General features: G+C 70.4%; 18 protein-coding genes. 11 read left to right on the top strand and 7 right to left on the bottom strand.

Features of this window, described 5'->3' with window-relative positions:
* The first annotated feature begins 85 nt into the window (after positions 1-85).
* The 3 genes from BX283_RS13810 (at position 86) to BX283_RS13800 (ending at position 2,323) form a co-directional block, all read left to right on the top strand.
* Positions 86-703, top strand: a complete 618-nt coding sequence (locus tag BX283_RS13810; RefSeq protein WP_101387917.1) for a cell division protein SepF — start codon at positions 86-88, stop codon at positions 701-703.
* 68 nt (positions 704-771) lie between these two features.
* Positions 772-1,062 carry a YggT family protein gene (locus tag BX283_RS13805; protein ID WP_067158122.1) on the top strand — a complete coding sequence of 97 codons (291 nt, stop codon included), beginning with the start codon at positions 772-774 and terminating at the stop codon, positions 1,060-1,062.
* 55 nt (positions 1,063-1,117) lie between these two features.
* Positions 1,118-2,323 carry a DivIVA domain-containing protein gene (locus BX283_RS13800; protein WP_101387916.1) on the top strand — a complete coding sequence of 402 codons (1,206 nt, stop codon included), beginning with the start codon at positions 1,118-1,120 and terminating at the stop codon, positions 2,321-2,323.
* 344 nt (positions 2,324-2,667) lie between these two features.
* On the opposite strand, the gene ileS is transcribed toward BX283_RS13800, so the two are convergent.
* Positions 2,668-5,841 (bottom strand): isoleucine--tRNA ligase, encoded by a 3,174-nt coding sequence (ileS, locus tag BX283_RS13795; RefSeq protein WP_101387915.1) that lies wholly within the window; start codon positions 5,839-5,841, stop codon positions 2,668-2,670.
* Positions 5,842-6,393: 552 nt separating this feature from the next.
* On the opposite strand from ileS, the gene BX283_RS13790 reads away from it, so the two are divergent.
* The 4 genes from BX283_RS13790 to BX283_RS13775 all read left to right on the top strand — a co-directional run bounded on the left by BX283_RS13790 (position 6,394) and on the right by BX283_RS13775 (position 10,873).
* Entirely contained in the window at positions 6,394-7,473 is a 1,080-nt protein-coding gene (locus BX283_RS13790; RefSeq protein WP_101387914.1) for a histone H1-like repetitive region-containing protein, read from the top strand.
* Between the two features lie 60 nt (positions 7,474-7,533).
* On the top strand, positions 7,534-8,100 hold the full coding sequence (lspA, locus tag BX283_RS13785; protein WP_101387913.1) for a signal peptidase II: 567 nt from the start codon (positions 7,534-7,536) through the stop codon (positions 8,098-8,100).
* Between the two features lie 52 nt (positions 8,101-8,152).
* Positions 8,153-9,094 (top strand): RluA family pseudouridine synthase, encoded by a 942-nt coding sequence (locus BX283_RS13780; protein WP_101387912.1) that lies wholly within the window; start codon positions 8,153-8,155, stop codon positions 9,092-9,094.
* 192 nt (positions 9,095-9,286) lie between these two features.
* Positions 9,287-10,873 (top strand): Na+/H+ antiporter, encoded by a 1,587-nt coding sequence (locus tag BX283_RS13775; protein WP_101387911.1) that lies wholly within the window; start codon positions 9,287-9,289, stop codon positions 10,871-10,873.
* Between the two features lie 98 nt (positions 10,874-10,971).
* Here BX283_RS13775 and BX283_RS13770 read toward each other — a convergent pair whose 3' ends face one another.
* A complete protein-coding gene (locus tag BX283_RS13770; RefSeq protein WP_101387910.1) occupies positions 10,972-12,039 on the bottom strand; it encodes a mechanosensitive ion channel family protein in 1,068 nt (355 codons plus the stop codon).
* A gap of 30 nt (positions 12,040-12,069) precedes the next feature.
* Here BX283_RS13770 and BX283_RS13765 point away from each other — a divergent pair, with 30 nt between their 5' ends.
* Entirely contained in the window at positions 12,070-12,639 is a 570-nt protein-coding gene (locus BX283_RS13765; RefSeq protein WP_101387909.1) for a dienelactone hydrolase family protein, read from the top strand.
* Between the two features lie 10 nt (positions 12,640-12,649).
* Here the strand turns inward: BX283_RS13765 and BX283_RS13760 are convergent, their stop codons facing one another.
* The 4 genes from BX283_RS13760 to BX283_RS13745 all read right to left on the bottom strand — a co-directional run bounded on the left by BX283_RS13760 (position 12,650) and on the right by BX283_RS13745 (position 17,429).
* Positions 12,650-14,299, bottom strand: a complete 1,650-nt coding sequence (locus tag BX283_RS13760; RefSeq protein ID WP_101387908.1) for an alkaline phosphatase — start codon at positions 14,297-14,299, stop codon at positions 12,650-12,652.
* A 140-nt stretch (positions 14,300-14,439) separates the two neighbouring features.
* Positions 14,440-15,252 (bottom strand): thioredoxin domain-containing protein, encoded by an 813-nt coding sequence (locus BX283_RS13755; protein WP_101387907.1) that lies wholly within the window; start codon positions 15,250-15,252, stop codon positions 14,440-14,442.
* A gap of 91 nt (positions 15,253-15,343) precedes the next feature.
* Positions 15,344-16,033, bottom strand: coding sequence for a hypothetical protein (locus BX283_RS13750; protein ID WP_101387906.1), 690 nt, complete (start codon positions 16,031-16,033; stop codon positions 15,344-15,346).
* Positions 16,034-16,088: 55 nt separating this feature from the next.
* Positions 16,089-17,429 (bottom strand): DUF2252 domain-containing protein, encoded by a 1,341-nt coding sequence (locus BX283_RS13745; protein WP_101387905.1) that lies wholly within the window; start codon positions 17,427-17,429, stop codon positions 16,089-16,091.
* Positions 17,430-17,652: 223 nt separating this feature from the next.
* Here BX283_RS13745 and dnaE point away from each other — a divergent pair, with 223 nt between their 5' ends.
* Complete coding sequence (gene dnaE / locus BX283_RS13740; protein ID WP_101387904.1) at positions 17,653-21,192, top strand: DNA polymerase III subunit alpha; 3,540 nt, start codon at positions 17,653-17,655, stop codon at positions 21,190-21,192.
* Between the two features lie 91 nt (positions 21,193-21,283).
* On the opposite strand, the gene BX283_RS40605 is transcribed toward dnaE, so the two are convergent.
* Entirely contained in the window at positions 21,284-21,454 is a 171-nt protein-coding gene (locus BX283_RS40605) for a hypothetical protein (RefSeq protein ID WP_180357147.1), read from the bottom strand.
* Between the two features lie 282 nt (positions 21,455-21,736).
* Here BX283_RS40605 and BX283_RS13735 point away from each other — a divergent pair, with 282 nt between their 5' ends.
* Both BX283_RS13735 and BX283_RS13730 read left to right on the top strand, forming a co-directional pair.
* A complete protein-coding gene (locus BX283_RS13735) occupies positions 21,737-22,999 on the top strand; it encodes an NYN domain-containing protein (RefSeq protein WP_101387903.1) in 1,263 nt (420 codons plus the stop codon).
* A gap of 152 nt (positions 23,000-23,151) precedes the next feature.
* A complete protein-coding gene (locus BX283_RS13730; RefSeq protein WP_101387902.1) occupies positions 23,152-24,159 on the top strand; it encodes an ABC transporter ATP-binding protein in 1,008 nt (335 codons plus the stop codon).
* The last annotated feature ends 7 nt before the right edge of the window (positions 24,160-24,166 follow it).

Raw genomic sequence — 24,166 nt, 5'->3', positions numbered from 1 at the left:
GCAGACCTAGTGGATCGTGGGCACTTGGTGACACAGCGACATTTGGCGACAAGGGCGATCCACCACAGAGCGGAGGAATCGGAGCATGGCCGGCGCGATGCGCAAGATGGCGGTCTACCTCGGTCTCGTGGAGGACGATGGGTACGACGGCCCGGGGTTCGACCCCGATGACGAGTTCGAACCCGAGCCGGAGCCCGAGCGGGACCGCCGCCGGCACCAGCCTCCGCATCAGGTCGAACGGGACGAACCGGTACGAGCCGTACAGCCGCCGGCTCCCCGTGAACCGGTCGCGCACGCAGCCGTGATGCCCGCGGAATCGGGGCGTCCGGCGCGAATCGCCCCCGTGGCATCCATCACACCTGAACGTCCGAGCCTGGAGAAGAACGCACCGGTGATCATGCCCAAGGTCGTGTCCGAGCGGGAGCCCTACCGCATCACCACGCTGCACCCGCGGACCTACAACGAGGCCCGTACCATCGGGGAACACTTCCGCGAGGGCACGCCGGTGATCATGAACCTCACCGAGATGGACGACACCGATGCGAAGCGACTTGTCGACTTTGCCGCCGGTCTTGTGTTTGGTTTGCACGGCAGCATTGAACGGGTGACGCAGAAGGTGTTCCTGTTGTCGCCTGCTAACGTCGATGTCACGGCGGAGGACAAGGCCCGTATCGCAGAGGGCGGTTTCTTCAACCAGAGCTGAGACACGACACCGGGAACGATCCGGCCAAGGGGCCGGGGGCACAGAGCAAGGGGAGAGGGAAGCGCGAGATGGGCGTCGCACTGGATGTGGTCTACATCGCGCTGATGTGCTTCCTCATCGTGCTGATCTTCCGGCTCGTCATGGACTACGTCTTGCAGTTCGCACGTTCATGGGAACCCGGCAAGGCGATGGTGGTCGTTCTTGAGGCCACCTACACTGTCACCGATCCACCGCTCAAGCTTCTGCGGCGGTTCATTCCGCCGCTGCGTCTCGGGGGCGTGGCACTCGACCTGTCCTTCTTCGTTCTGATGATCATCGTGTACATCCTGATCTCCATCGTCACCAGCGTGGGGAGATAGATGTGAGCGACACGGTCCTGCCGACTGCCGACGACTACGTAGAGGTGAAGAAGAGATGCCGCTGACCCCTGAGGACGTGCGGAACAAGCAGTTCACGACCGTCCGGCTCCGAGAAGGCTACGACGAGGACGAGGTCGATGCCTTCCTGGACGAGGTCGAAGCCGAACTGACCCGCCTGCTTCGCGAGAACGAGGACCTGCGCGCCAAGCTGGCCGCCGCGACGCGTGCCGCCGCGCAGAACCAGCAGCAGCAGGGTATGCGCAAGCCGGAGCCGCAGGACCAGCGCGGTCCGGGCGCCCCCGTGCCCGCCGCCATATCCGGACCCCCGCAGGTGCAGCAGCAGCAGCCGCAGATGGGCCCGCCCCAGCTGCCGAGCGGCGCCCCGCAGCTGCCCGCCGGTCCCGGTGGCCACGGCCCGCAGGGCCAGCACGGCCAGGGCCCCATGGGCCAGAACCAGATGGGCCAGGGCCCCATGGGCCAGGGTCCGATGGGCCAGAACCAGCTCGGCCAGGGTCCGATGGGCCAGGGCCCCATGGGTCAGGGTCCGATGGGCCAGAACCAGATGGGCCAGAACCAGCTCGGCCAGGGCCCCATGGGCCAGCCGATGGGCGGCCCCATGGGCGGCCACGGCCCGCAGATGTCCCAGCCCGGCCAGGGCCCCGGCGGCGACAGCGCCGCGCGCGTCCTGTCGCTGGCCCAGCAGACCGCCGACCAGGCGATCGCCGAGGCCCGCTCCGAGGCCAACAAGATCGTCGGCGAGGCCCGGTCGCGCGCCGAGGGCCTGGAGCGGGACGCCCGCGCCAAGGCCGACGCGCTGGAGCGGGACGCGCAGGAGAAGCACCGCGTCGCGATGGGCTCCCTGGAGTCCGCCCGCGCCACCCTTGAGCGCAAGGTCGAGGACCTGCGCGGCTTCGAGCGCGAGTACCGTACGCGACTGAAGTCCTACCTGGAGTCGCAGCTGCGCCAGCTGGAGACCCAGGCGGACGACTCGCTGGCTCCGCCGCGCACCCCGGCGACCGCGTCGCTGCCGCCGGCTCCGCAGATGAGCGGGTCGATGGCGTCGGCCAGTGCCGGTTCGATGGGCGGGCACACCATGGGCGGGCAGCCGTCGATGGGCGGCGCTCCCTCCTACGGCGGGCAGCAGCAGATGTCGCCCGCGATGACGCAGCCGATGGCGCCGGTGCGGCCGCAGGGGCCGTCGCCGATGCAGCAGGCTCCCTCTCCGATGCGGGGCTTCCTGATCGACGAGGACGACAACTGACGGGCGGTACGCGCGCACTCCGCGCACAGCCGTCGGCAGGCTGAAGGGCCGGGCCCCCGGATTTCCGGGGGCCCGGCCCTTTTTTGCGCCTGCGGCGGGGCGGCCTGCTGTTTGTCTGCGGGTGTGTGGTGGGTTGCTCGCGCCCACGCGGCGGAGCCGCACATGTCACAGCCCCGCGCCCCTAGCCGCCTAGGGGCGCGGGGAACTGCGCGACCAGCCATCTGCGGTCCGCAGACAAAGAGCCAGGCCGCCCGGCCAGGGCTTTCGGGAAGGGGCGGGGTGGGGGCAGGACAAAGCGGCCCGCCCCCGGTGCCTCCGGGGACGGGCCGCTCGCGTCGCGCGCGTTACGCCTTGCGCAGGCGGAACGTCAGCGACAGGGCCTCGTCCGTGAACGGCTCGCCGTACGTGTCGTCAGCCGCCCCCGACGCGTAGTCCGTCGCCAGGACCTCCTCCGCGATCAGTTCCGCGTGAGCGGAGAGCGCCGAGACGACCGAGGCGTCCGAGGACTCCCACCGGACCGCGATCCGGTCCGCCACATCGAGCCCGCTGTTCTTGCGTGCCTCCTGGATCAGCCGGATCGCGTCCCGGGCCAGGCCCGCGAGCCGCAGCTCCGGCGTGATCTCCAGGTCGAGCGCGACCGTCGCGCCCGAGTCGGACGCCACCGACCAGCCCTCACGCGGCGTCTCCGTGATGATCACCTCGTCGGGGGCGAGCACGACCTCCTCGTCGCCCACCTGGACCGACGCCGTACCCGTGTCGCGCAGGGACGCCGACAGCGCCGCCGCGTCGGCCGCCGCGACCGCCTTGGCCACGTCCTGGACGCCCTTGCCGAACCGCTTGCCGAGCGCCCGAAAGTTGGCCTTGGCCGTGGTGTCGACCAGGGAGCCGCCGACCTCGGACAGGGAGGCCAGGGACGAGACGTTCAGTTCCTCCGTGATCTGCGCGTGCAGCTCCGGCGAGAGCGACTCGAAGCCCGCCACGGCCACCAGCGCGCGCGACAGCGGCTGGCGCGTCTTGACGCCCGACTCCGCGCGCGTGGCGCGGCCCAGCTCCACCAGACGCCGCACCAGCAGCATCTGCTGCGACAGGGTCGCGTCGATCGCCGACGCGTCCGCCTTCGGCCAGGAGGAGAGGTGCACCGACTCCGGGGCGTCCGGGGTCACGGGGACCACCATGTCCTGCCACACCCGCTCGGTGATGAACGGGGTCAGCGGGGCGAGCAGGCGCGTGACGGTCTCCACCACGTCGTGCAGCGTGCGAAGCGCCGCCTTGTCGCCCTGCCAGAACCGGCGCCGCGAACGGCGCACGTACCAGTTGGACAGGTCGTCCACGAACGCCGACAGGAGCTTGCCCGCGCGCTGGGTGTCGTACGCCTCCAGGGCCTGCGTCACCTGGTCGACCAGCGTGTTCAGCTCGCTCAGCAGCCAGCGGTCCAGGACCGTGCGGTCCGCCGGGGCCGGGTCGGCCGCGCTGGGCGCCCAGTTGGACGTACGCGCGTACAGCGCCTGGAAGGCCACCGTGTTCCAGTACGTGAGGAGCGTCTTGCGGACGACCTCCTGGATGGTTCCGTGGCCCACGCGGCGCGCGGCCCACGGGGAGCCGCCGGCCGCCATGAACCAGCGCACCGCGTCCGCGCCGTGCTGGTCCATGAGCGGGATGGGCTGGAGGATGTTGCCCAGGTGCTTGGACATCTTGCGGCCGTCCTCGGCGAGGATGTGGCCCAGGCACACCACGTTCTCGTACGACGACTTGTCGAAGACCAGGGTGCCGACCGCCATCAGCGTGTAGAACCAGCCGCGGGTCTGGTCGATGGCCTCGCTGATGAACTGCGCCGGGTAGCGGCTCTCGAACAGTTCCTTGTTCTTGTACGGGTAGCCCCACTGCGCGAACGGCATCGAGCCCGAGTCGTACCAGGCGTCGATCACCTCGGGGACGCGGACCGCCGTGTGCGAGCAGCCCTCGGCCGTGCAGGTGAAGGTGACGTCGTCGATGTACGGGCGGTGCGGGTCGAGGTCCGTCTGGTCGGTGCCGGACAGCTCGCTCAGCTCGGCGCGCGAACCGACGCAGGTCAGGTGGTCGTCCTCGCAGCGCCAGATCGGCAGCGGGGTGCCCCAGTAGCGGTTGCGGGAGAGCGCCCAGTCGATGTTGTTGTTCAGCCAGTCGCCGAAGCGGCCCTGCTTGACGGAGTCAGGGAACCAGTTGGTCTTCTCGTTCTCCCGCAGCATCGCGTCCTTGACGGCGGTGGTGCGGATGTACCAGGACGGCTGCGCGTAGTAGAGCAGCGCGGTGTGGCAGCGCCAGCAGTGCGGGTAGCTGTGCTCGTACGGCACGTGGCGGAAGAGGAGGCCGCGGTCGGCCAGGTCCTGGGTCAGCTTCTCGTCGGCCTTCTTGAAGAAGACGCCGCCGACCAGCGGGACGTCCTCCTCGAAGGTGCCGTCGGGGCGGACCGGGTTCACCACCGGCAGCCCGTACGCCTTGCAGACCAGGAGGTCGTCGGCGCCGAAGGCGGGGGACTGGTGGACCAGACCCGTACCGTCCTCGGTCGTCACGTACTCGGCGTTGACGACGTAGTGCGCGGACCCGGGGCTGTGCTCATTGCTTCCCTCGCTCGCGCTCGGGAAGTCGACGAGCTCGAAGGGGCGCTGGTAGGTCCAGCGCTCCATCTCGGCGCCCGTGAAGGTCTGCCCGGTGGCCTCCCAGCCCTCGCCGAGCGCCTTCTCCAGGAGCGGCTGGGCGACGACCAGCTTCTCCTCGCCATTGGTGGCGACCACGTACGTGACCTCGGGGTGGGCCGCCACGGCGGTGTTGGAGACCAGCGTCCACGGCGTGGTCGTCCACACCAGGAGCGCCGCCTCGCCCGCGAGGGGGCCGCCGGTCAGCGGGAAGCGGACGAAGACCGAGGGGTCGACGACCGTCTCGTACCCCTGCGCCAGCTCGTGGTCGGACAGGCCGGTGCCGCAGCGCGGGCACCAGGGGGCGACGCGGTGGTCCTGGGTGAGCAGGCCCTTGTTGAAGATCTCCTTCAGGGACCACCAGACGGACTCCACGTACTCGGGGTCCATCGTCCGGTAGGCGTCGTCCAGGTCGACCCAGTAGCCCATCCGGGTCGTGAGCTCGGCGAAGGCGTCGGTGTGGCGGGTCACGGACTCGCGGCACTTGGCGTTGAACTCGGCGATGCCGTACGCCTCGATGTCCTTCTTGCCGTTGAAGCCGAGCTCCTTCTCGACGGCGAGCTCGACCGGCAGGCCGTGGCAGTCCCAGCCGGCCTTGCGGGCCACGTGGTAGCCCTGCATGGTCCTGAAGCGCGGGAAGACGTCCTTGAAGACGCGGGCCTCGATGTGGTGGGCCCCGGGCATGCCGTTGGCGGTCGGCGGGCCCTCGTAGAAGACCCACTCGGGGCGGCCCTCGGACTGTTCGAGGCTCTTGGCGAAGACCTTCGCCTCGCGCCAGAAGTCGAGCACGGCGTGCTCCAGCGCGGGCAAGTCGACCTGGGCGGGCACCTGGCGGTACTGCGACATCCGTTCATCCTCCGGCGGATCGTCGTACGTTTCCGTCGGAGGGACGAGAGCCTCTCGTGAAGCGCTCCCGCGGTACCACCCTCCTTGGCGCCGCGCTCGCGCGCGCCGCCCCCTCATTGGGGTGCGAAGCCGGTTCTACTGGCCCGGTGGGCTTTCTTCCGGCGGCTCAGGGGTGATCTTCGTGTCGCGCTCGCCTCCGGGCTCCCACCGTCCCCGGATCGCTCTTGGCTGCGTACGGCACTACTCGTCCCGTCGACGCCTCTCGCTGGGCCCAGTGTACGGGGCCGTACGGACAACGGCCGACCGGTTTCGGCGAGCCCCGGCCGGGCCGCGCGCATGACCCGAATGGCCATACGGGGTCGCACGGGGTCCGGCTCCGCCCGTGTGGCGGATTACGGGCCCAAGAGCTGGGCACAACGGATGCAGGTTCGTCTCCGGGCACCTCGGGCGGGGCCGGACCGGCGGCGTGCCCCGTTGCCGCGGGCCTGGGGTCGATTTATCGTCCCAGCACGATTCGCGAGCAAGATCACAATATGTGAAGGGGCCGCGGCCATGGTGGCTGAGAAGACCGCGTTGGCGTCCAAGGCCGCGGTGAAGAGGGCCGCTACGGAGGACTCGTCCGGGAAGAAGGAGGCGGCCCCGAGGAAGGCGACGGCAGCGCCCAAGGGCGCCGTGAAGGGGGCGGCCAAGAAGACGGCCGCGAAGAAAGCCGCGGCCAAGAAGGCCGCGGCCGGGGAAGCGGTTGCCAAGGAAGCGGTTGCCAAGGCGGAACCGGCGAAGAAGGCCGCGACTCAAAGGACCGTGACCAAGAAAGCCGCTGTCAAGAAGGCTCCGGCCAAGAAGACTCCAGCCAAAAAGGCTCCGGCCAAAAAGGCCCCGGCGAAGAAGGCTCCGGCCAAGAAAGCCGTGGCCGAGAAGGCCGCTGCCAAGAAGGGCGTGGCCGAGCAGGCTGCCGTGGAAGAGGCGGCTTCGGCGAAGGCTGCGGCAAAGAAGGCTTCGGCCAAGAAGGCTGCCGCCAAGAAGACGGCGTCTGCCAGGAAAGCGGTAACGGGCAAGGCTGCCGGTGGGGCAGCGAAGCAGGCCGCCTCGGCGGCCAAGGGGGCGGCCGAGGCCGCGCAGCAGAGGGGAGCCAAGAACGTGGTTGCCAAGAACACGGCCGGCGAGGCGGCGGCCAGGAAGTCCACGGCGGCGGCATCGGCGGTGCCCAAGGCCCGTACCGTCGTCGCCGGGGTGCCCGGCGAGCTGCCGGTGCGGCCCGGGGAGGACCCGTGGACGCCCGCCGAGGTCGCCGAGGCGCGCACGGAGCTGACCAGCGAGGTCCTGCGCCTGCGCACCGAGATCGAGGCCTCGGAGAACGCCCTGAGCGGGCTGATGCGGGACTCCGGGGACGGCGCGGGCGACGACGACGCCGACACCGGGACCAAGAACATCACCCGCGAACACGAGATGGCGCTCGCCGCCAACGCGCGCGAGATGCTGGAGCAGACGGAGCGCGCCCTGGAGCGGCTGGACGCCGGTACGTACGGCTACTGCGAGGTCTGCGGCAATCCCATCGGCAAGGCGCGGATGCAGGCCTTCCCGCGCGCGACCCTCTGCGTCGAGGACAAGCAGAAGCAGGAACGCCGAGGCTGACTCCGTACGCGTGTGTCGTACCCTCGTCCTCAGTCAGGTACCTAGGGTTGAGGGACTCACGTGGCAGAGGCGGAGCGCATCATCGGTACGCCGGACGTAGAAGGGCCCGACGAGGCCGCGGCTCCCGACGAGCGGCCCAAGGGCAGGCGCAGGATCGCCGTGCTGTTCGCGGTGGCGCTCTTCGCGTACCTGCTCGACCTCGGCAGCAAGATGCTCGTGGTGGCCAGGCTGGAGCACCACGAGCCGATCCAGCTCGTCGGGGACCTGCTGGAGCTCAACGCGATCCGCAACCCGGGCGCCGCCTTCGGCATGGGCGAGGCCTTCACCGTGATCTTCACGATGATCGCGGCGACGGTCATCGCGGTGATCTTCCGGCTGGCCCGCAAGCTCTACAGCCTGCCGTGGGCGATCGCGCTCGGTCTGCTGCTCGGCGGCGCGCTCGGCAACCTCACCGACCGCATCTTCCGCTCCCCGGGCGTCTTCGAGGGCGCCGTGGTCGACTTCATCGCGCCGGCCCACTTCGCCGTCTTCAACCTCGCCGACTCCGCGATCGTCTGCGGCGGCTTCCTGATCGTGATCCTCTCGTTCCGCGGTCTGGACCCGGACGGAACGGTGCACAAGGACTGAGCCGCACCTCGGCGCGGGCGGGGTTGTCGGTGCGACAAGGCATACTCGACGGGTGAGTACGTTTCCCGAGATCCGCACCTTGCCCGTTCCCGACGGTCTGGAGGGCGAGCGCGTCGACGCCGCCATCTCCCGCATGTTCGGGTTCTCCCGTACGAAGGCCGCTGAGCTCGCCGCGGCGGGGAAGGTCCAGGTCGACGGCTCGGTGGTGGGCAAGTCCGAGCGGGTCCGCGGGGGCGCGTGGCTGGAGGTCGAGATGCCCCAGGCGCCCGCGCCGGTGCAGATCGTGGCCGAGCCGGTCGAGGGCATGGAGATCGTCCACGACGACGACGACATCGTCGTGATCGTGAAGCCGGTCGGCGTCGCCGCCCACCCCAGCCCGGGCTGGACGGGGACCACGGTCATCGGCGGCCTCGCGGCGGCCGGGTACCGGATCTCCACCTCCGGCGCCGCCGAGCGCCAGGGCATCGTCCACCGCCTCGACGTCGGCACCTCCGGCCTGATGGTCGTCGCCAAGTCGGAGCGGGCGTACACGTATCTGAAGCAGCAGTTCCGCGACCGCGTCGTGGACAAGCGCTACCACGCCCTGGTGCAGGGCCACCCGGACCCGATGAGCGGCACCATCGACGCCCCCATCGGCCGCCACCCCAACCACGACTACAAGTGGGCGGTCACGGCCGAGGGCAAGCCGTCGGTGACGCACTACGACCTGATCGAGGCGTTCCGGGCGGCCTCGCTGCTCGACATCAAGCTGGAGACGGGCCGCACCCACCAGATCCGGGTGCACATGTCGGCCCACCGTCACCCGTGCGTGGGCGACCTGACGTACGGCGCGGACCCCACCATCGCCAAGCGCCTCGGTCTGACCCGGCAGTGGCTGCACGCGGTGCGCCTCGGCTTCGAGCACCCGTCGGACGGCTCGTGGGTGGAGTTCGAGAGCCGCTACCCGGACGACCTCCAGCACGCGCTGGACGTGATCCGGGCGGAGAGCGAGTGACGCCGTAGGCGTCGCGAGCCTGCTTTGACCTGCGGGCCGTCTGTGGCTGATCGCGCAGTTCCCCGCGCCCCCAGGCATTCAGGGGCGCGGGGAACTGCGCGAGCAACCCACCACACAGCCGCAGACGAAGGCCGGGCCGACACCCACGTGGCACGCTGGGGTTCTTGATCGCCTAGCTGCCCGGAGGGATTTGTGGATCAGCTGGCCCTGCTGTTCGTGCTGCTGCTCGGAGCGGTGGTCACCGTTCCGGTCGGGGACCGGCTCGGGCTGCCCGCGCCGGTCCTGATGACGCTCCTCGGCGGGGTCCTCGCCCTGCTGCCGTTCGTCCCGAACGTGGACGTGCCGCCGGACTTCATCCTTCCGCTGGTCCTGCCGCCGCTGCTCTACGCCTCCGTCCAGCGCACCTCCTGGCGGCAGTTCGCCGCCAACGTCCGGCCGATCCTGCTGCTCGCGGTGGCCCTGGTGTTCGTCACCACGGCGGCCGTGGCGGCCGTCGCCCACGCCATCGTGCCCGGCCTGCCGATCGCCGCCGCCGTCGCGCTCGGCGCCCTCGTGGCGCCGCCCGACCCGGTCGCCGCCACCGCCGTCGCGGGCTCGCTCGGGCTGCCCCGCCGGCTGGTGTCGATCCTGGAGGGGGAGGGGCTGTTCAACGACGTCACCGCGATCGTGCTCTATCACGTGGCGATCGCGGCGGCGGTCAGCGGCGACTTCTCGTGGCCGGACGCGGTGGGGGAGCTGGTGCTGTCCGCCGTGGTGGCGGTCGTGGTCGGGCTCGTCCTCGGCTGGGCCGCCAACAAGCTGATGGGGCTGCTCGACGACGCCACGCTCCAGATCGGCCTCACCCTCCTCGTGCCGTTCGTCGGCTACGTACTGGCCGAGGAGTTCGGCGGGTCCGGGGTGCTCGCCGTGCTCACCCTCGCGCTGTTCCTGGCCGAGCACGCGGTGGACGCCGACGACGTCCAGGGGCGGCTCGCCGGGGCCACGTTCTGGCAGATCGTCGACACCCTGGTGACGGGGATCGCGTTCGGGCTCATCGGACTCGAACTGCACAACGTGTTCGGCACCGCGACCGGCCGTGTGGGCGAGATGGCGGGCTGGGGCGCGGTCGTGGTCGGGGTCGTCGTCGGCGTACGGCTGGTGTGGCTGCTGCCCGCGACCTGGCTCGCCAAGCGGCTGCACACACGGCGGGACTACGACGAGGAGATCCCCACGACCTGGCGGGAGACGATCGTCATGTGGTGGGCGGGGATGCGCGGGGTGGCCTCGGTCGCGCTCGCCCTCGCGATCCCGTTCAGGACCGAGGACGGCTCTCCCTTCCCCGCGCGCGACGAGATCGTCTTCGTCGCGTTCTGCGTGATCATGGTGACGCTGGTGCTCCAGGGGCTGACCCTGCCGTCCCTGGTGCGGCGCCTGGGCGTCCAGGCCGACACCGACGCCGAGCGGGCGCTGGAGCGGGAGCTCGCGATCCGCGCGGCCAAGGCGGCGAAGCGGCGGCTGCGGGAGATCGAGGACGTGGAGGAGCTGCCCGAGGAGGTCATGGAGCAGCTGCTGCGGCGGGCGTACGACGTGGGGGCGCGGATCAGTCCGGACATGGTCGACGAGGAGCGGCGGGAGGCGTACGCGAAGCGGGTGGAGCGGCTGCGGACGATCCAGCGGATCCAGCGGGAGATGATGTCGGCGGCGCGGCACGAGGTGCTGTCGGCGCGGAGCGAGGCCGGCGCGGACCCGGAGATCGTGGACCGGGTCCTGCGCCAGCTGGATGTGCGCAGCCTGCGCTAGCGCTCGGCCGCGGGTGCGGTGACTCCCGTCCGCGGGCCCTCTGTTGCCGCTCGCGCCCACGGACGGAGGTCACCGCACGCCGTCACCGTCGCGTGCCCCTACCCCGCACGCCCGTTCCGAGCGGGCGGCTCGCCGTCGTCCCGTTCCATGTTGATGCGCGGCAGGGCGTACGCGTGGTGGTCGTGGAGCCAGGCGATCATCTCTTCGCGGACCGTGACCCGTACCGTCCAGATGTCGCCCGCGTCCTTCGCCGTGACCGTCGCGCGGACCACGATCGTCGACGGGGTGGTGTCGGTGACCGCGAGGGCGCTCTCGCGGCCGTCCCAGGCCGGGCACTCGCGGAGGATGTCGGCCAGTTTCTCGCGCATCAGGGCCACCGGGGCCGCGTGGTCCAGGTGGAAGAAGACCGTGCCGGTCATCTGGACGCCGCCGCGCGACCAGTTCTCGAACGGCTTGCTGGTGAAGTACGAGACCGGCATCGTCAGACGCCGCTCGTCCCAGGTGCGCACCGCGAGATAGGTCAGCGTGATCTCCTCGATCACGCCCCACTCGCCGTCGACTACCACCGTGTCCCCGATCCGCACCATGTCGCCGAACGCGATCTGCAGCCCCGCGAAGAGGTTGCCGAGCGTCGACTGGGCGGCCACACCGGCCACGATGCCGATGATGCCCGCGGAGGCCAGGATCGAGGTCCCCGCCGTCCGCATCGCCGGGAACGTCAGCAGCATCGACGCCACCGCGACCACGCCCACGACCGCCGTCACCACGCGCTGGATCAGCGTCACCTGCGTACGGACCCGGCGCACCCGCGCCGGATCCAGCGCGGAGGCCGCGTACCGCGCGTACGACGCCTCCACGACCGCCGCCGCGATCCGCACCACCAGCCAGGCGCTCGCCCCGATGAGGACGAGGGAGAGGAGCTGGCCGAGGCCCGCGTCGTGGTCCTGGATCGGGTTCCACTTGATCTGGCGGTAGGTGCCTCTCAGCAGCGCGGTGAGGACGACGACCTGCAACGGGACGCGGCAGCGGCGCAGCAGTCCCCACAGCGGGGTCTCGCTGTGCCGGGCGTCGGCCTGGCGGAGTAGTCGGTCGGCCAGCCACACGAGGGCCAGCGTGAGCACGACCGAGCCGCCGATGACGATCAACGGGCGCAGTACGTTCTCCATGCCCCCGACCGTAGCTGGCACCATGGCCTCATGAACATCATGCTTTTCCATTCGGCGTACGGCCTGCGGCCCGCCGTGCACGAGGCGGCCGAGCGGCTGCGCGCCGCCGGACACGTGGTGCACGTGCCCGACCTCTACGACGGCCGCACCGCCGACACCCTGGAGGAGGGCATGACGATCCGCGACGGGATCGGCAACGACGAGCTGCTCAGGCGCGCGATCCTGGCCGCCGCCCCGCACTCCGACGAGGGCCTGGTCTACGCGGGGTTCTCGCTCGGCGGTTCGCTCGCCCAGACCCTCGCGCTCGGCGACGAGAAGGCCCGCGGCCTGCTGCTCCTGCACGGCACCGCCGACATCGCCGAGGGCGCGTCGGTGGACGAGCTGCCCGTACAGCTGCACGTGGCGGACCCGGACCCGTTCGAGACGGACGACTGGCTGAACACCTGGTACCTGCGCATGGGCCGGATCGGCGCCGACGCGGAGGTGTACAGGTACCCGGGCGCCGGGCACCTGTACACCGATCCTCAACTGCCGGACTACGACGCGGAGGCCGCCGAGAAGAGCTGGAGCACCGCTCTCGGCTTCCTCGCGTCGCTCTAGCGCGCGGGCGTCAGACCACCGGCGAGTAGACCCGCTCGGCCTTCTGGCTGCCGTTGAGCGTCCGGTACGAGCGGGTCCACGAGGACGTGGCGTCCTGCTTCCGCTTGTCGGACACCACGTAGTAGTCCATCTGCGAGCGCTGGGCGTCGACGTCGAGGACGCCGTAGCCGTGCGAGTCCATGTCGACCCACTTCACATGGCGGTTGGCGGCCTTGATCGCGGCCGCCGCCACCAGCGACACGGAGTGCGGGGCGACGTGGAGCATCTCGTCGAGGTTGTCGGAGGTGACCGACGTCACCACGAACTCGGTGCCCGCCGACTTCGACAGCGGGTAGGTGGCCGCCTTGACGGGGACGTCGTTGGCCCACGCCATGTGGATGTCGCCGGTGAGGAACACGGTGTTCTTGATGCCGTTGTCGACCAGGTGGGCGAGGAGTTCGCGGCGGTCGTCCGTGTAGCCGTCCCACTGGTCGACGTTGATGGCGATGCCCTCCTTGGGCAGGCCCAGCAACTCCGCGAGCGGCGCGGTCAGTTCGGCCGGCAGCGCGCCGAAGGCGACCGGGGAGATCATCACGGAGGTGCCGACCAGCTGCCAGGCGGCGTTCGAGGCCGAGAGCCCCGACTTGAGCCAGTCCAGCTGGGCGCGGCCGGTGATGGTGCGCTCCGGGTCGTCCACCTTGCCGCTGCCCACGCTCGCCTGCTGGGAGCGGAAGGAGCGCAGGTCGAGCAGGTGCAGATCGGCCAGCTTGCCGTAGCGGATGCGCCGGTAGGTGGTGCCCGCGATGGACGGGCGGACCGGCATCCACTCGAAGTACGCCTGCTTGGCGGCCGACACGCGCGCCGCCCAGTCGCCCTCGGCGCCGGGCGTGTGGTTCTCGGCCCCGCCCGACCAGGCGTCGTTGGCGAACTCGTGGTCGTCCCAGATCGCGATCACCGGGTGCGCGTGGTGCATCGCCTGGAGGTCGGCGTCCGACTTGTACTTGCCGTGCCGGGTGCGGTAGTCGGCCAGGTTCAGGATCTCGTGGGCCGGCTCGTGCTGCCGTACGACGTACTTCGCCTCCGGGTAGGCGCCCGAGGCGTACTCGTAGATGTAGTCGCCCAGGTGCAGCACCGCGTCCAGGTCGGAGCGGGCGGCGAGATGGCGGTAGGCGGAGAAGTAGCCGGACTCCCAGTTGGCGCAGGAGACCACGCCGAAGCGGACGTTGGCGGCCGCCGCGTCCGTGGCGGGGGCGGTGAGCGTACGGCCGACGGGGGAGAGCGCGGTGCCCGCGGCGAACCGGTACCAGTACGCGGTCGCCGGGCGCAGGCCGCGCACATCGGCCTTGACGGTGTGGTCGGAGGCGGCCGTCGCGGTGGTGCGGCCCTGGGCCACGATCCGCGAGAAGCCCTTGTCCTCGGCTATCTCCCAGGAGACCTCGGTGTCCGGGCCCTTGCCGGAGCCGGGCACCGCGTCGGGAGCGGGGGTGACCCGGGTCCACAGCAGGATGCCGTCGGGCAGCGGGTCGCCGGAGGCGACGCCGTGCAGGAAGGCGGGGGCCGCAGCGGAGTCCGCGGCGGCGGCGGTCGCGCCGGCCACCAGGGGTGCGGCGACGACAGCGGTGGCGGCAGCGGCCTTGACGACCGTGCGGCGCGTGGGGGTTGAGGTGAATCGACTGGTCACAGCCGCACACCTTACTGATGGGTAGCGCGAACGGGCAGACTCGCGGCAAAAGTTTGTCTGCCCGTTCGCCGGCGGCCATCTGAGCGCGCGTCAGCGCCCGGACCCGCCGAAGGCCCTTCTGAGGGGCGTCGGCGGGGGCGTCAGCCCTTCAGCGCCTTGTCGATGGCGGCGGTGAACGAGGCCGGGTCCTGCGGGGCGTTGTCGCTGTTCGCGCCGGTGATCTTCTTGCCGTCCATCTTGAGGGTCGGCGTGGCCGTCACACCGCTGTCGTCGAACTTCTTCGACATGGTGAGCGCCCACTTGTCGAAGGTGCCCTCCTTGACGGCCTGCTGGAACTTGGCGTTGCCCTTGAGAGCCGGGACGCTGTCGGCGACCTGGATCAGGTAGTCGTCGTTCTTGAACTTGTCCGTGGTCTCGGCCGGGTGCCACTTCGCCGAGTAGAGCTGCGCCTTGTACTCCATGAACGCCTCGGGGCTCACGTTGAGCGCGGCGCCGAGCGCGCTGAGCGCGTTCTTGGAGCCGACCCCCGGGCTGCCGTTGTCGATGAAGGTGGCGCCGATGAACTGGATCTTGTACTTGCCGGCGTCGACGTCCTTCTTGACCGTCGCGCCGACCTGCTGCTCGAACACCGAGCAGACCGGGCAGCGCGCGTCCTCGTAGACCTCCAGGGTCTTCTTGGCGGTGGGCTTGCCGATGATCACCGTGGTGCCGTCGTCGCCCGTGGTGTTGGCGGGCTTGACCAGGGTCTTGTCCTTGGCCGCGTCCCACTCGCCGGGCTTGTTGGCCTGCATGACCGCGTAGCCGACGCCGCCGGCTATCGCGAGGACGCCGACGATCGAGGCGGCGACGACCACCTGGCGGCGCACCTTGTCCTTCTTGGCCTGGCGCTCGCGCTCCAGTCGCAGCCGCTCACGGGCGGCTGCCTTGTTGGCCTGGCTGTTGCGCTTGCTCATGATCGTTTTCTCCGTGTGGCAGGTAGGGCAGGTGAGAAAGTGCTGAGGGGGACCCGGATGACCGGGTCGACGTGCTCGTCGGGGCCGTCGCTCAGACGGCGGTGAGCAGCGCGGGGCGGGGCGGACCCCGCCGCCCCACGGAGTGCACGAGCAGCCGGGCGCGCGACGGCGATCCCGCGCGCCGCACGGGCCGTACCCGCGCCCGTACGGGACGGATCGCGCCGCCCACCACGGCGACCGCGAGCAGCAGCGGCCGGAACGCCAGCACCCCGACCGTGCGCACCAAGCGCGCCAGGGCGGCCTCGCCGCGCCGCAGCCAGGCCGCGGCGAGCAGCCCGACCGTCACGTGCGCGGCGAGCAGCAGCCACGGCGCGGCCGGTGCGGGACCGGCCAGCAGCACGGCCGCGCTCGCCCGGGACCCGGCGACGCCGGGCAGCTCGGTGCCCACGCTCCCGCCGCACAGCACGTTCACGCCCACCGACCGCAGCGCGCCCGCGACCGGGCCGCCGGAGGGCCCGTAACAGACGTGCTGGCCGGTGGAGAAGACGGTGTCGGCGGCCAGCTCCAGCGGGACGAGCAGCCCGGCGATCGACCAGAAGCCGCGCTCGCGGCCCGCCAGCGCGTACGCGATCACGAACACGGTGCCGGCCGCGCCGGCCACCAGGGGCACCGGCAGCGGGACGCGGGAGAGCAGGACGTGGGACGCGCTGGAGAGCGCCACGACGAGCGCCGTGAAAAGCGCCGCGCGTGCCGCTCTGAGCCGGGTCCCTGATACGTCCATCGCTGCTGAAGTCTGCCACGGCCCGCCGTCGGCGCGGCCTAAGAATTCCGTGAGACTAGAGACCCGGAATCCGACCGTTACGGAACAGGTCGACGAAGATCTGGTGGTCGGCCCGGGCCCGGGCGCCGTAGCTGTGCGCGAAGTCCACCAGGAGGTCCGCGAAGCCCTCCTCGTCGGCCGCGATCGCCGCGTCGATGGCCCGCTCGGTGGAGAACGGCACCAACTCCGAGTGGCCGCTCTCATCGTCCGCCGCCGCGTGCATGGTGGCGGTGGCCCGGCCCAGGTCGGCGACGACCGCCGCTATCTGCTCCGACTCGTCGATGTCCGACCAGTCCAGGTCCACCGCGTACGGCGAGACCTCGGCGACCAGCTGGCCCGCCCCGTCCAGCTCGGTCCAGCCCAGCCAGGGGTCGGCGGCGGCCTGGAGGGCGCGCTGCGAGATCACCGTGCGGTGGCCCTCGTGCTGGAAGTAGCCGCGCACCGAGGCGTCGGTGACGTGCCGGGAGACCGCCGGGGTCTGCGCCTGCTTCATGTAGATCACGACATCGTTCTCCAGGGCGTCGCTGTGGCCCTCCAGAAGGATGTTGTACGAGGGCAGACCGGCCGAGCCGATCCCGATGCCGCGTCGCCCGACGACGTCCTTGACGCGGTACGAGTCGGGCCGCAGCAGGCTGGAGTCCGGCAGCGTCTCCAGGTAGCCGTCGAAGGCGGCCAGCACCTTGTAGCGGGTCGCCGCGTCCAGCTCTATCGAGCCGTCGTCCTCGCGGAAGCGGCGCTCGTACTCGCGGATCTCGGTCATCGAGTCGAGCAGCGAGAAGCGCGTACGCGCGCGTGCCGAGCGCAGCGCGCCGAGCAGCGGCCCCTCGGCCGTGTCCAGCGTGAACGAGGGCGCCTCGTCGCCCTTGGCGCCGGTCGCCAGCGCGTGGATCCGCTCGCGGTAGGCGGCGGCGTAGGTCCGCACCAGCTCGGTGATCTGCTTGTCGCTGAGCGCCTTGGCGTGGCCGATCAGGGCCAGCGAGGCGGCGAAGCGCTTGAGGTCCCAGGTGAAGGGGCCGACGTACGCCTCGTCGAAGTCGTTGACGTTGAAGATCAGCCGGCCGTTGGCGTCCATGTACGTGCCGAAGTTCTCGGCGTGCAGGTCGCCGTGGATCCAGACCCGGCCGGTCCGCTCGTCCAGGTAGGGACCGCTCGCCGTGTCCCCGCCGTCCTCCTGGTCCAGGTCCGCGTAGAACAGGCAGGCCGTGCCCCGGTAGAAGGCGAACGCGGAGGCCGCCATCTTGCGGAACTTGACCCGGAACGCGGCCGGGTCGGCGGCCAGGAGCTCGCCGAAGGCGGTGCCGAAGACGGCGAGGATCTGCTCGCCGCGCTCCTCGGTGGTGTGCTGCGGGACCGACATCGCCGGGTGCCTCCTGGTGCGTACGCGCGGGTGGTGATGCGCAACAAATGGGACGGGTGGTTCCGCCCCTTCCAACGCGTGACCGTACCCCGGAGTGCCCGCCCGTCGCCCGACCACCACCCCTCATCGAGGCGCTGCGCGCCGCTGTGACCGCCCCCGGTTGTCAGTGGGGAGACGTAGACTTCCAGGCTGTCCCCTTCTCCCCGCCATGGAGGCCCCAGCCGTGTCGAAGCCGCCGTTCACGCACCTTCACGTACACACCCAGTACTCGCTGCTGGACGGTGCCGCGCGGCTCAAGGACATGTTCGACGCGTGCAACGAGATGGGCATGACGCACATCGCGATGTCCGACCACGGCAACCTGCACGGGGCGTACGACTTCTTCCACTCGGCGAAGAAGGCGGGCGTGACGCCGATCATCGGCATCGAGGCGTATGTGGCCCCCGAGTCCCGCCGCAACAAGCGCAAGATCCAGTGGGGCCAGCCGCACCAGAAGCGCGACGACGTGTCCGGTTCGGGTGGTTATACCCACAAGACGATCTGGGCGGCCAACGCGACGGGCCTGCACAACCTCTTCCGCCTCTCCTCCGACGCGTACGCGGAGGGCTGGCTGCAGAAGTGGCCCCGGATGGACAAGGAGACCATCTCGCAGTGGTCGGAGGGCCTGATCGCCTCCACCGGCTGCCCCTCCGGCGAGCTCCAGACCCGGCTGCGCCTGGGGCAGTACGAGGAGGCCCGCCAGGCGGCCTCCGACTACCAGGACATCTTCGGCAAGGACCGGTACTTCCTGGAGCTGATGGACCACGGCATCGACATCGAGCGCCGGGTCCGCGACGACCTCCTGAAGATCGGCAAGGAGCTGGGCATCCCGCCCCTGGTCACCAACGACTCGCACTACACGTACGCGCACGAGGCCACCGCGCACGACGCGCTGCTGTGCATCCAGACCGGCAAGAACCTCTCGGACCCCGACCGCTTCAAGTTCGACGGCACCGGCTACTACCTGAAGTCGACCGACGAGATGTACGCGATCGACGCCTCGGACGCCTGGCAGCAGGGCTGCGCCAACACGGCCCTGGTCGCCGAGCAGGTCGACGTCAGCGGCATGTTCGAGGCGAAGAACCTCATGCCGAAGTTCGACATCCCCGAGGGCTACACCGAGGTCACCTGGTTCCGCGAGGAGACCATGCGCGGCATGCACCGCCGCTTCCCGGGAGGCATCCCGGAGGACCGCATGAAGCAGGTCGAGTACGAGATGGACACCATCATCTCGATGGGCTTCCCGGGCTACTTCCTCGTGGTCGCCGACTTCATCATGTGGGCCAAGAAGCAGGGCATCGCGGTCGGCCCCGGCCGAGGCTCCGCGGCCGGCTCGATCGTGGCGTACGCGATGGGCATCACCGACCTCGACCCGATCCCGCACGGGCTGATCTTCGAGCGGTTCCTCAACCCCGAGCGCGTCTCGATGCCCGATGTCGACATCGACTTCGACGAGCGCAGGCGCGTCGAGGTGATCAGGTACGTGACGGAGAAGTACGGCGCCGACAAGGTCGCCATGATCGGCACCTACGGCAAGATCAAGGCCAAGAACGCGATCAAGGACTCCGCGCGCGTCCTCGGCTACCCGTACGCGATGGGCGACCGCCTCACCAAGGCGATGCCCGCCGACGTCCTGGGCAAGGGCATCGACCTCAACGGCATCACCGACCCCAAGCACCCGCGCTACAGCGAGGCGGGCGAGATCCGCTCGATGTACGAGAACGAGCCGGACGTGAAGAAGGTCATCGACACCGCCAAGGGCGTCGAGGGCCTGGTCCGGCAGATGGGTGTGCACGCGGCCGGCGTGATCATGTCCAGCGAGACCATTACCGAGCACGTCCCGGTGTGGGTGCGCCACACCGACGGCGTGACCATCACGCAGTGGGACTACCCGAGCTGTGAGTCGCTCGGCCTGCTGAAGATGGACTTCCTGGGTCTGCGCAACCTGACGATCATGGACGACGCCGTCAAGATGGTGAAGTCCAACAAGGGGATCGACATCGATCTCCTCGGGCTGCCGCTGGACGACCCCACGACCTTCGAGCTGCTCCAGCGCGGCGACACCCTCGGCGTCTTCCAGTTCGACGGCGGGCCCATGCGGTCCCTGCTGCGGCTGATGAAGCCCGACAACTTCGAAGACATCTCCGCCGTGTCCGCGCTCTACCGCCCGGGCCCGATGGGCATGAACTCGCACACGAACTACGCGCTGCGCAAGAACAAGCAGCAGGAGATCACCCCGATCCACCCGGAGCTGGAGAAGCCCCTCGAAGAGGTCCTGGCCGTCACCTACGGCCTGATCGTCTACCAGGAGCAGGTCCAGAAGGCCGCCCAGATCATCGCCGGGTACTCGCTCGGCGAGGCCGACATCCTCCGCCGCGTGATGGGCAAGAAGAAGCCCGAGGAGCTGGCGAAGAACTTCGTCATCTTCGAGGCCGGCGCCAAGAAGAAGGGCTTCAGCGACGAGGCCATCAAGGCGCTCTGGGACGTCCTGGTCCCCTTCGCGGGCTACGCCTTCAACAAGGCGCACTCCGCGGCGTACGGCCTCGTCTCGTACTGGACCGCCTACCTCAAGGCGAACTACCCCGCCGAGTACATGGCGGCGCTGCTGACCTCGGTCAAGGACGACAAGGACAAGTCGGCGGTCTACCTCAACGAGTGCCGCCGCATGGGCATCAAGGTGCTGCCGCCCAACGTCAACGAGTCCGAGTCCAACTTCTCGGCGCAGGGCGACGACGTGATCCTGTTCGGTCTGACCGCCGTGCGCAACGTCGGTCAGAACGTGGTGGACTCGATCATCAAGTCCCGCAAGGCGAAGGGGAAGTACACCTCGTTCCCCGACTTCCTCGACAAGGTCGAGGCGGTCGTCTGCAACAAGCGGACCGTCGAGTCGCTGATCAAGGCCGGCGCCTTCGACGAGATGAAGCACACCCGCAAGGGCCTCACCGCGCACTTCGAGCCGATGATCGACAACGTGGTGCAGGTCAAGCGCAAGGAGGCCGAGGGCCAGTTCGACCTCTTCGGCGGGATGGGCGAGGCCGACTCCGACGAGCCGGGCTTCGGCCTGGACGTCGAGTTCTCCGACATCGAGTGGGAGAAGTCGTACCTGCTCGCCCAGGAGCGGGAGATGCTCGGCCTCTATGTGTCGGACCACCCGCTCTTCGGCCTGGAGCACGTGCTCTCGGACAAGACCGACGCCTCCATCCAGCAGCTCACCGGAGGTGAGCACGCGGACGGCGCGGTCGTGACCATCGGCGGCATCATCTCGGGCCTCCAGCGCAAGATGACCAAGCAGGGCAACGCCTGGGCCATCGCCACCGTCGAGGACCTGGCGGGCTCCATCGAGTGCATGTTCTTCCCGGCGACCTACCAGCTGGTGTCCACCCAGCTCGTCGAGGACGCGGTGGTGTTCGTCAAGGGCCGCCTCGACAAGCGCGAGGACATCCCGCGCCTGGTCGCGATGGAGCTGATGGTCCCGGACCTGTCGTCGGCGGGGACCAACGCGCCGGTGGTGCTCACCATCCCGACGGTGAAGGTGACCCCGCCGATGATCAGCCGCCTGGGCGAGATTCTCGGCCACCACAAGGGCAACACCGAGGTGCGGATCAAGCTCCAGGGGCCGCGCAAGACCACGGTGCTGCGGCTCGACCGGCACCGGGTCCAGCCGGACCCGGCCCTCTTCGGCGATCTGAAGGTGCTGCTCGGCCCGTCCTGCCTGGCGGGCTGAGAGAGGGCGGACTTTTTATTTCATACGGAAGGGGCGCGTCCAAATAGGGCGCGCCCCTTCCGCATTTGTGTGCCTGGTGCGTGTGGAATTATCAGTTGTGGCCGAAGCGACGCTGGTGCTTACGGGCAACATCCGCCGGGCTGCCCTGGGCCTGCGCCTGGGGCTGGGACTGCGCTTCCATCGCCTGCTTGACGGCGTCCTGCTGACCGCGCTCGGCCTGCGAGGCGGCCTGCTGCTTACGGCCGGACTTGTTCTTGGCCATGGTGATGCCTCCTGGGGGGACTAGGGTCCAGGGCCGCTGTCAGCCTCACACGTCCCGACAAAGAGCGCATTTCAGACGATTACCGTGCGTAGTCGAACGTAATGGATGTGCAGCGGAAGAGTCCGCCACGCCGATGATCGAGTTCCGGCCGTTAACCCTCGCAGGGTCGGGCAGACTCGAAGGAAACCCGAAGTACGTTCCCTGATCTCTCGATCTCCTGCACTCTTATCTCCCTGATCTCCTTTGCCTCTGATCTTTTGATTTTCAAGGTTATGAAAGAGGGTGGAACGCGTGGACCGCTGCGTCGTCCTTGTGGATGCGGGTTACCTGTTGGGCGCGGCCGCGAGCCTTCTGGCCGGAGAGCCCGCCCGTTCACGGATCACCGTCGACCACGCCGCCCTGATCCAGGCGCTGCGCGAGCGGGCGGAGGCCGACACCGAGCAGCCGCTGCTGCGGATCTACTGGTTCGACGGCGCCCCCGACCGGGTGCCCCAGCCGGAACACCGCAGGTTGCGGGTGATGTCCCGGGTGACGGTCCGGCTGGGCGCGCTGACCCGAAGCGACGGGCGGTGGGCGCAGAAGGGCGTCGACGCGGCGATGCACGCCGAGCTCACCGAGTTGGCCAGAAATCGCGCCTGCTCGGACGTGGTCCTGGTGACCGGGGACGGCGATCTGCTGCCCGGACTGATGTCGGCCAAGGAACACGGCGTCGCCGTGCACCTGTGGGCCGTCCAGGCTGCCGACGGCGACTACAACCAGTCCGAGGACCTGGTGGCCGAGGCCGACGAACGCCGGGTCCTGGACCGCGCCTGGATCACCCAGGCGGTCCGGGTCAAGGAACTGAGCACCATGTACGCCCCGGCCGCGGCCCCCCGCCCGGAGATCGCCGCGATCCTCTCCGCCCCGCTGCCCGAGTCTGCGCTCGCCGCCTCCGCCGAGCGGGCCGCGGAGGCCCAGGCCGCGGCCGCGCGCAACGGGACGGCCCAGCCCCCGGCGGCCGTCGGCAACGGCACGCCGGTCGGCTCCGCGCCCGGCACCGCGGTCAAGGGCGTGCCCACCCCCAAGGACCTGGCGGGCCTGCGCGCGCCCGGCGCCCAGGCCACCTCGCCGCACGCCCCGCACGCGACCCTGCGCTGGTCCTCCGACAAAGGCTGGGTCGAGCGCCCCGGCTCCACGCTCGGCGAGTCACCGGAGACCGCCTCGCTGCCCACCCTCGCCCAGCTGACCAGCGCCGAGCAGCGCTGGGCGGACCGCGAGGAGGACATCACCACGGTCGGCGGCGACCCGTACGAGGTGGGGCAGGTCTTCGCGCGCCGCTGGATGGAGCGCCTGCCGGAGACGAGCCACGTACAGAAGCTGTCCACGATGTATCCGCGCATCCCGCACCGCATCGACGGCGAACTCCTGCGGTACGCGGCGCGGTTCGGGCTGCTCGCCCACAAGGACGACCAGATCGACGAGCACGACCGGTACGCGATCCGGGCGGGCTTCTGGCGGGAGATCGACGTCCGGGCGGCCGCCGAGCGCGCGCCGGTGGGGGAGTAGTACGCGGCGGGGCGCGCGGCGAGCACCACCGCGCGCCCGGCGCTCCGGGGCGAACCGGACGGTTCGGCTCCTCGACGCCGATCGTTCGGCGAACGGAACAAACAGGGGTCCGGGGGCGGAGTGGGCCGACCGACCCCGTAGGCTCGTTGTCCGTGAGTACCGGCACAGCAGCGGCGCGGGCCGGCACCGTTTGCGCGGTGCGGGGCCTCACCAAGACGTACCCCGCCGCGCGCGGCAGACGCGGCTCGGCCGGTACGCCCGAGATCAGGGCCACCGACGGCATCGACCTCGACGTGGGACGCGGCGAGATCTTCGGCCTGCTCGGGCCCAACGGCGCGGGCAAGTCGACCCTGGTGCGCCAGCTCACCGGGCTGATGCGGCCGGACTCCGGCAGCGTCGACGTCCTCGGCCACGACCTGGTGCGCCACCCCGAGCGGGCCGCCCGGCTGATCGGCTACCTCGGGCAGGAGTCCACCGCCCTGGACGAGCTGACCGTGTCGCTCGCCGCCGAGACCACCGGCCGGCTGCGCGGGCTCCCGGCGAAGGCCGCGCGGGCCGAGCGCGACGCCGTACTGGAGGAGCTCGGGCTGACCGCGCTCGCCGGACGGCCGCTCAAGAAGCTCTCCGGCGGACAGCGGCGGCTCGCCTGCTTCGCCGCCGCGCTCGTCGGCGACCGGCCGGTGCTCGTCCTCGACGAGCCGACCACCGGCATGGACCCGGTGGCCCGGCGGGCCGTCTGGGCGGCCGTCGACCGGCGCCGGGCCGAGCGCGGCGCGACCGTGCTGCTCGTCACCCACAACGTCATCGAGGCCGAGACCGTCCTGGACCGGGTCGCCGTCCTCGACCGCGGCAAGGTCATCGCCTGCGACACCCCGGCGGGCCTGAAGGAACGGGTCGCCTCCGAGGTCCGGGTCGAGCTGGTGTGGCGCGAGCGGGCGCCCGTCGAGCTGCCCGAGGTCGCGGCGCTGCGCCCGCGGGCCCAGGAGGCCGGGCGGCGCTGGGTGCTGCGGCTCGGCCCCGACGCCGCGCGCGCCGCCGTCGCGGCGGTCACCGGCGGGCCCGCCTTCGCCGCCCTCGACGACTTCACCCTGGCCACGCCGAGCCTGGAAGACGTCTACCTCGCCCTCGGCGGCCGTACGGAAGGTCTGGTGAAGGCGTGAGCGCGTT

Source organism: Streptomyces sp. TLI_146, from assembly GCF_002846415.1.
In the GTDB taxonomy this organism is placed as follows: Bacteria; Actinomycetota; Actinomycetes; order Streptomycetales; family Streptomycetaceae; genus Streptomyces.
This window is presented reverse-complemented; position numbering and strand designations above follow the sequence as displayed.

Bases quoted from the DNA above. Each gene is read 5' to 3' on its own strand.
- BX283_RS13770 (WP_101387910.1), bottom strand. From the start codon at position 12,039: ATGGAGAACGTACTGCGCCCGTTGATCGTCATCGGCGGCTCGGTCGTG.
- BX283_RS13745 (WP_101387905.1), bottom strand. From the start codon at position 17,429: ATGTCGGTCCCGCAGCACACCACCGAGGAGCGCGGCGAGCAGATCCTC.
- BX283_RS13810 (WP_101387917.1), top strand. From the start codon at position 86: ATGGCCGGCGCGATGCGCAAGATGGCGGTCTACCTCGGTCTCGTGGAG.
- BX283_RS13790 (WP_101387914.1), top strand. From the start codon at position 6,394: ATGGTGGCTGAGAAGACCGCGTTGGCGTCCAAGGCCGCGGTGAAGAGG.
- BX283_RS13750 (WP_101387906.1), bottom strand. From the start codon at position 16,033: ATGGACGTATCAGGGACCCGGCTCAGAGCGGCACGCGCGGCGCTTTTC.
- BX283_RS13800 (WP_101387916.1), top strand. From the start codon at position 1,118: ATGCCGCTGACCCCTGAGGACGTGCGGAACAAGCAGTTCACGACCGTC.
- BX283_RS13765 (WP_101387909.1), top strand. From the start codon at position 12,070: ATGAACATCATGCTTTTCCATTCGGCGTACGGCCTGCGGCCCGCCGTG.
- ileS (WP_101387915.1), bottom strand. From the start codon at position 5,841: ATGTCGCAGTACCGCCAGGTGCCCGCCCAGGTCGACTTGCCCGCGCTG.
- BX283_RS40605 (WP_180357147.1), bottom strand. From the start codon at position 21,454: ATGGCCAAGAACAAGTCCGGCCGTAAGCAGCAGGCCGCCTCGCAGGCC.
- BX283_RS13805 (WP_067158122.1), top strand. From the start codon at position 772: ATGGGCGTCGCACTGGATGTGGTCTACATCGCGCTGATGTGCTTCCTC.
- BX283_RS13755 (WP_101387907.1), bottom strand. From the start codon at position 15,252: ATGAGCAAGCGCAACAGCCAGGCCAACAAGGCAGCCGCCCGTGAGCGG.